We start from the raw sequence: 6,646 nt of genomic DNA on the forward strand, positions 1-6,646 counted from the left end.
AGACACCAAAAACTGGCATCCAATATAAAACAACCACACCCACACACGGGAAGTGCAAGATGCAGTCAAAAAAACAACAACAAAAACAAAACCACCAAACACACTATTGAGTTCTCAAACAACACCCCTCCGACCGCGCAACAAGCCCCGCGGCCATTGGCCGCTTGCTCGCTGTGCGGACGACGAGAGACCCACCGAAGTGGAGCTTCCCTCTGGGACATCGCCGCGCTCGACGGACTAGCCGTGTCGCGACGACTTGATCAAGTTACGCGAGAGCAAACGCGGAGTCAACCAACCTGCTAGACGGCGTCTTTCAGCTATCGCAAGATCAAGGGACGCGCTCGACCCCGGCGATATTCCGCTTGCCCCGGCGCAAGACCAGCCAGCGTCCATGCAGGAAGTCGGTTGGTCCGGGTACCCAGTCTTCGTCGTCGATCTTGGTGTTGTTGACGGATACGCCGCCCTCGGCGATTGTGCGTCGCGCGGCAGCCTTGCTCTGCGACAACCCGCTGGCAACCAGCAGGTCGACGATCCCGTCTGGCGTGCCCGGTTTCAATTCAGCGATTGGGGTCTCGCGTAGCGCGGCCGTCAGCGTGGACTCGTCCAACCGGCCCAGCTCCCCGCGGCCGAACAACGCCTGGCTTGCATGTTCAACTGCCTCGGTGGCTTGCTCACCGTGCACGAGGGTGGTGAGTTCGCGCGCCAGTCGCCGTTGTGCTGCACGTTGCTGTGGCCGCGACGCTGTGGCGTCCTCGAGTTCGGCCAACTCGTCTGCGGACAGGAAGGTGAACCAGCGCAGGTACCGAATGACGTCGGCGTCGGCGGTGTTGATGAAGTACTGGTACCAGGCGTACGGAGTCGTCATCTCGGGGTCCAGCCATACGTTGCCGCCGCCGGTAGATTTGCCGAACTTCGTCCCATCGGCCGTGGTCACCAGCGGAACGGTCAGGGCATGCACAGTGGCTGACAGCTTCTGGCGCACCAGCCGCACGCCGGCGATGATGTTGCCCCACTGATCGGATCCGCCGATCTGCAGCACGCAGTGATGGCGCTGGTAGAGCTCGACGTAGTCGTTGGCCTGCAACAGCATGTAGCTGAACTCGGTGTAGGAGATCCCCTCGCCCTCCAGGCGCCGCCGGACGGTGTCGCGGTCCAGCATTACGTTGACCGAGAAGTGCTTGCCGACGTCGCGGAGCAACTCAATTGCTGACATCGCGCTGGTCCACTCCAGATTGTTTTCGATGATGGCACCCGTCGGCGAACCGTCGAAATCAACGAAGCGTTCCAGCTGTCCGCGGATCCGCTCGGTCCATCCTTCGACGGTCTCGGCGGAGTTGAGCACCCGTTCGCCCGTATCGCGAGGGTCGCCGATCAGGCCGGTTGCGCCACCGGCGAGAACGATGGGGCGATGTCCAGCGGCCTGAAAGCGCCGGAGCGCCAGCAGCGGGACCAGGTGTCCGGCATGCAGGCTGGGCGCGGTGGGGTCAAACCCCGCGTACAGCGTGATCGTGCCCCGGGCAGCCTCGCTGGCCAGCGCGTCGAGGCCGGTGGACTGCGCAATCAGCCCGCGCCAGCTCAGCTCGTCGAGGATGGTCATGGCCACAGTGATAGATCCTCTCGCACCAACGCGGCGACGCCGCGGGTGACCGGACGGCGCGTCGGCATCCGGATTTAGTCGCTGGCACCCGGCGCCGGCGCCCGTGGGCTGCGCCGGTAGGCCGAGACTTCCGCCCGGCCCGGCAACCACAGCCGCCACGGCCGGTCGGCGGCCTGGCTGATGCCAACGCGAGGACCGGAAACACTCTCGAGGGTGTCGTTGAGCCGCAGCCGCACCGAGCTGTCGCCGTCGAACAGGTCGATCCCGTTGTCGGCCATGGTGATTCCCAAAGCCGAGCAAAGGTTTCCAGGTCCGCGCGCCAGCGCGATGGTGCGGATCGCGGCACCGCGCCGGGACGCGGCGGCGTCGAGCCCGGTCTCGACAGCAGCCGCCCTGAGCAGCACCGCGGCCGCAATTCCGTCGGCGCCGCACACCACGTTTGCGCAGACGTGGATGCCGTGGCTGCGGTAGGTGTAGAGCCGGCCCGGGGAGCCGAACATTATCGCGTTGCGACCGGTGGGCCCCCGGTACGAGTGCGCCGCAGCGTCCGGCCACGGACCGTCGGGCACCCCGCCGTAGGCCTCTACCTCGACGATCGTGGCGGTGACGCCGCGACCGGTGAGCGTGGCGCCGAGTAGTCGATGCGCCGCCCCGACCGGGTCGACCGCGAGTTGGTCAGCGCCCATCGGACAGATTCTGCCCGCGGCTCTTGACAGCCGGGCGGCAGGGGCGGATATTCATCACATGATGACTTCATCGCATGATGAATTTCTTTCGGATGGCCACGACGTAGTGGTCGACATCAGCCACTTGCGGGTAATTCGCGGGAAACGCCCGGCGCTGCACGACTTCTCGGTGCGCATCGCCCGCGGCAGCATCACCGGACTGCTCGGTCCGTCGGGCTGCGGGAAAACCACGCTGATTCGATGCATTGTCGGCACTCAGCTCATCGCTTCGGGCACGGTGCAGGTACTCGGTCTTCCGGCCGGGTCGGCGCCGCTGCGCCACCGGGTCGGATACCTGCCGCAGGACCCAACGATCTACAACGACCTGCGGATCGTCGACAACGTCCGCTATTTCGGGTCGCTTTATGGCTTTGACAGCCGCGCGGCTGACTCCGCGATCGATCGGGTCGGGCTGACCGATCACAGCACTGCCTATTGCGGCAATCTCTCCGGTGGTCAGCGCACCAGGGTGTCGTTGGCGTGCGCGCTGGTCTGCCAGCCGGAATTACTCGTTCTCGACGAACCGACGGTGGGGTTGGACCCGGTGCTACGGGCCGATCTCTGGGAGCAGTTCGCCGACCTCGCCCGCGCCGGGACCACGCTGCTGGTTTCCAGCCACGTGATGGACGAAGCCGACCATTGCGGTGACCTGTTGCTGATGCGCGACGGCCACTTGGTTACGCAGACCACCCCGACCCAACTACGAGAGGACACCGGATGCACGTCACTGGGGGACGCGTTTCTGTCCATCATCAAGCGCAGCACCAAACGCCGAGCCGGTTAGGTCTGCAGGGATCTCTGAAACCGTACGGCGCGACCACGGTACGGATCCTTCGGCAGCTGGCCGCCGATCATCGCAGCGTCGCGATGATCTTGGCGGTCCCGGTCTTGGTTATCACGTTGATGTACTTCATGTTTGAGAACGCCCCGCACCGTCCGGGCACGCCATCGCCGTTCAACAATGCATGCCTGATCCTGTTGGGCATTTTCCCGCTCTTCGTGATGTTCATCATCACGGCGATCACCATGCAGCGCGAAAGGGCTTCGGGAACGTTGGAGCGCATCCTGACCACTCCGTTGCGTCGGCTCGACCTGCTGATCGCCTATGGGACGGCCTTTTCGATCGCCGCCGCGGCACAAGCCACCCTGGCTTGCGTGGTGGCGTTTTGGCTTCTCGGCTTCGACACCGCCGGCAGTCCTCTTTGGGTCTTCCTGATCGCGATCGTCAACGCGGTCCTTGGCGTCGGTCTCGGATTGTTGTGTAGTGCGTTCGCGCGAACCGAGTTTCAGGCCGTGCAGTTCATCCCGCTGGTGATGGTGCCGCAGCTGTTGCTGGCCGGGATCATCGTCCCGCGCGCACTGATGCCGACTTGGCTGGAGTGGATCAGCAACGTGATGCCGGCCAGCTATGCCCTGGAGGCACTGCAACAGGTAGGCGCGCATACCGAGCTGACCGGCGTCGCGATACGTGACATTCTGGCCGTGTTGGGGTTTGCGATTGCGGCACTGTGCCTGGCCGCCGCTACCCTTCGGCGACGGACTCCGTAGCGTGGCGACGACCAACACCGGGCGCAAGCGGCCCGGCCGTCCGGCCGGGAATTCCGACACACGCGAACGGATTCTGGATAATGCCCGAGTATTGTTTGCCCGCAATGGAATTAACAACACCTCGATACGTGCGGTAGCCGCGGCGGCAGGCGTCGATTCGGCGTTGGTGCATCACTACTTCGGCACCAAGGAAAAGCTATTCGCGGCAGCCGTGGAGATCCCGTTCAACCCGATGGACATCATCGGCCCGCTGCGCGAAGTGCCCGTCGGGGAACTCGGCTACAAGATTCCGTCAACGTTGTTGCCGCTGTGGGACTCCGAACTCGGTGCCGGCTTCATCGCCAGGCTGCGGTCTGCCCTAGCCGGAACGGAGATCTACCTGTTTCGTTCGTTCATCCAGGACGTGATTGCAGTCGAGTTAGGTTCACGTGTCGACAACCCGCCAGGCAGCGGGATCATTCGGATCCAGTTCGTGGCATCGCAATTGGCGGGCGTGCTGTTGGCGCGCTACATCCTGGAATTGGAACCATTCAAATCGCTGCCGGCCGATCAGATCGCGCGGACCATCGCTCCGAACCTGCAGCGTTACCTCACTGGGGACTTGCCGGAGTGGCCCGCGCCATGAGCTGCGCATGCTCGTCGTCACCGACCTCGATCGCCTCGTCGACCAGCAGCACCGGGATGCCGTCTTCGATGCGGTAAGCACGCCGCATCCGCGGGTTGTACAGCAATTCCTCATCGCCTCTAGCGACCAGCACCAGCGGGCCTCGATCGGCCGGGCAGACCAGGATGCCCAGCAGCGTTTCGTCAATCACATCGGTCTCGATTGTCAATGCGCACCGGACAGCTCCATCCGTGCCGTGCCCGTCAACCGCCGGAACTGGTTGGCATCAGCATCGAAGTACCAGGCATGCCGCCCCGCCTTGGGAATCCCCGCTGCCCGCAGGGTACTGACTGTCGGACGGTAAGTGGCGCTCAGCGTCATCTCCGCCACCACATGCACGATGTCGGGACCCAACCCGAACGGCATGGCTGCCACCGCTTCAGTGAGATCGGCTGCCGTGATGGTCGCGCCCGGCCGCAATGTCAACGCTGCCATTGCGACTTGGTGACCATGCATCGGCACGCCATAGGTCACCGCGAGATCGACCGCCGGAATCAGCCCGAGCGCATCGGTGATCGGCTCACAGAACACGATGCCGCGTTCGGTGCGGACCGCCGAACCGCGCCTCCCCACCAGCCAGAAGTCGCCTTCGGTGTCGCGACGGAACAGATATTCGGTGGAGATCCAGGTGTCGGCGGGAGCGAAGACACCGCGTTTGACCGACGCGGTCGGATCAATCGGCCCGCGCGGCTCGGCGAGCAGCACGCCGACTTCGTTGGTTTCCGGTACCCGCACCAGCCCCCGGTCGGTTTCCAGGATCAGGTCATGCTCGGCGTCGTAGGCGCCCAGTTCGACGTGGCCGGCGCCGGGCAGCGGCCGGCCCTGGCTGCCTATCTTGGCGCCGGACACGTTGGCCAGCACCGCATGCCCGTCGGTGGTGGCGAAGAACTCGACGACCCGCGCCGGGGCGAACACGTCGACGACTCGCTGCCACAGTCCGGTCGGCATACCCGAGCCGATGAACAAACGCACCGAGTGATTGCCGTGCAACGCGAAAGCCGGGTCATCGATGACGTCGCGGAGCATCGCCCACGTGTACGAGACGACGGTGACGCCGTACTGGCGCACTTCGGCGACGAATCGGTCGGCGCGCAGGCCGCGGGACAACGCGACGCGGGTGCCCCCGACCACTGCGCCCCCGAGGCTGACCAAAAGCCCGGACTCGTGGTGCAGCGGCGTCAGGCAGTACACGGTGTCGTTACGGCCCAGGGCCGCAGTCGAGGCGGTTCCGAACGCCGACAACGCCCAGCGGTAGTTGGTGATCTGCTTGGCGACGAGCTGGCCGCTTGCTGTGCTGAACCCGACGAACGCGAGGTCGCGCGCATACCCCGGGTTCGGCCGGTACCAGGCCGGCAGCTCGACGGCGTCGGGGTCGATTTGCTCCATGTCGATGACGTTGGCGTCATCACCCAGGTGCAGATCGCGCGACTCACCACCACCGAGAACCAGGATCTGCTCGGGCAATTGCCGCGCGGTCTCGAGATTGGTGGGGTCGGTGATGATTTCGCTCACGCCCCCGAGCCGGACCGACGCGGCCAGGTCGATATCGGGCTTCAACAGGACTGCGACGGCACCCAACCGCGACAGCGCGGCGATGGCGACGAGCGCGCTCGGGCGGGTCTCCATGAGCACCCCGACGTGTTCGCCTTGGCGTACTCCGGCCGCGATCAGGCCGCGCACCACGTTGTCGATGCGCCGGTTCACCGCTTCGTAGGTGTGCACGCGCCCGTCGAAGAGCAGGAACTCGCCGTTGGGAGCATCGTGCGCCTGCTCGCCGATGATCCGGCCCAACGAGATCCGGGTGTGGTCGTTGATCTGGCCCAGGCGAACCAGTCGGGGCAGCGTGCGAACGGTCTCAACCGCCAACGTGCGCACCGATTTATTCGCCGCGAAGACGGCGTCGGCCGCTCCGCGGGCGAATGTCAGTGCCACCTCGGAGGCCTCGCCGAGGCCGTGCATCACCCGGGAACTGAGTGCGACACCGCGATCGGTAGGTTCTTCCGGCTGGTCGGCCATCGGGAAGATGTCCGTGGGCTTGTCGCCGTGTCCGGAGATCCACAGCACCCAATTGGCGACCGTCGGCCAAGACTCTTGTGCCGCTTTGGATCCGAC

Annotated in this window: 7 protein-coding genes; 3 read left to right on the forward strand and 4 right to left on the reverse strand. The window is 65.0% G+C overall.

Annotation, left to right across the window (positions count from 1 at the left end):
* Positions 1–328: 328 nt before the first annotated feature.
* Both tyrS and WAN71_RS15990 read right to left on the reverse strand, forming a co-directional pair.
* A complete protein-coding gene (tyrS, locus tag WAN71_RS15985) occupies positions 329–1,597 on the reverse strand; it encodes a tyrosine--tRNA ligase (RefSeq protein ID WP_422226271.1) in 1,269 nt (422 codons plus the stop codon).
* Positions 1,598–1,671: 74 nt separating this feature from the next.
* Positions 1,672–2,283, reverse strand: a complete 612-nt coding sequence (locus WAN71_RS15990) for a DNA-3-methyladenine glycosylase (protein WP_422226267.1) — start codon at positions 2,281–2,283, stop codon at positions 1,672–1,674.
* 58 nt (positions 2,284–2,341) lie between these two features.
* Between WAN71_RS15990 and WAN71_RS15995 the strand changes: the two genes are divergently transcribed.
* From WAN71_RS15995 to WAN71_RS16005, 3 genes are read left to right on the forward strand one after another with little or no spacing between them, the layout of a single operon-like run.
* Positions 2,342–3,106 carry an ABC transporter ATP-binding protein gene (locus WAN71_RS15995; protein ID WP_422226268.1) on the forward strand — a complete coding sequence of 255 codons (765 nt, stop codon included), beginning with the start codon at positions 2,342–2,344 and terminating at the stop codon, positions 3,104–3,106.
* Between the two features lie 14 nt (positions 3,107–3,120).
* Positions 3,121–3,870, forward strand: coding sequence for an ABC transporter permease (locus WAN71_RS16000; RefSeq protein ID WP_422226272.1), 750 nt, complete (start codon positions 3,121–3,123; stop codon positions 3,868–3,870).
* Position 3,871: 1 nt separating this feature from the next.
* Complete coding sequence (locus WAN71_RS16005) at positions 3,872–4,495, forward strand: TetR/AcrR family transcriptional regulator (RefSeq protein ID WP_422226269.1); 624 nt, start codon at positions 3,872–3,874, stop codon at positions 4,493–4,495.
* On the opposite strand, the gene WAN71_RS16010 is transcribed toward WAN71_RS16005, so the two are convergent.
* Together WAN71_RS16010 and WAN71_RS16015 are read right to left on the reverse strand one after the other, a co-directional pair.
* The gene (locus tag WAN71_RS16010) at positions 4,461–4,685 is read right to left on the reverse strand and encodes a Trm112 family protein (RefSeq protein WP_422226273.1); all 225 of its coding nucleotides are present in this window, start codon (positions 4,683–4,685) and stop codon (positions 4,461–4,463) included. The genes WAN71_RS16005 and WAN71_RS16010 overlap by 35 nt on opposite strands.
* Before the next feature lie 14 nt (positions 4,686–4,699).
* Positions 4,700–6,646 (reverse strand): AMP-binding protein (locus WAN71_RS16015; RefSeq protein ID WP_422226270.1); only part of this gene is annotated, 1,947 nt, incomplete at its 5' end.

The organism is Mycobacterium sp. (assembly GCF_049280035.1).
GTDB lineage: Bacteria > Actinomycetota > Actinomycetes > Mycobacteriales > Mycobacteriaceae > Mycobacterium.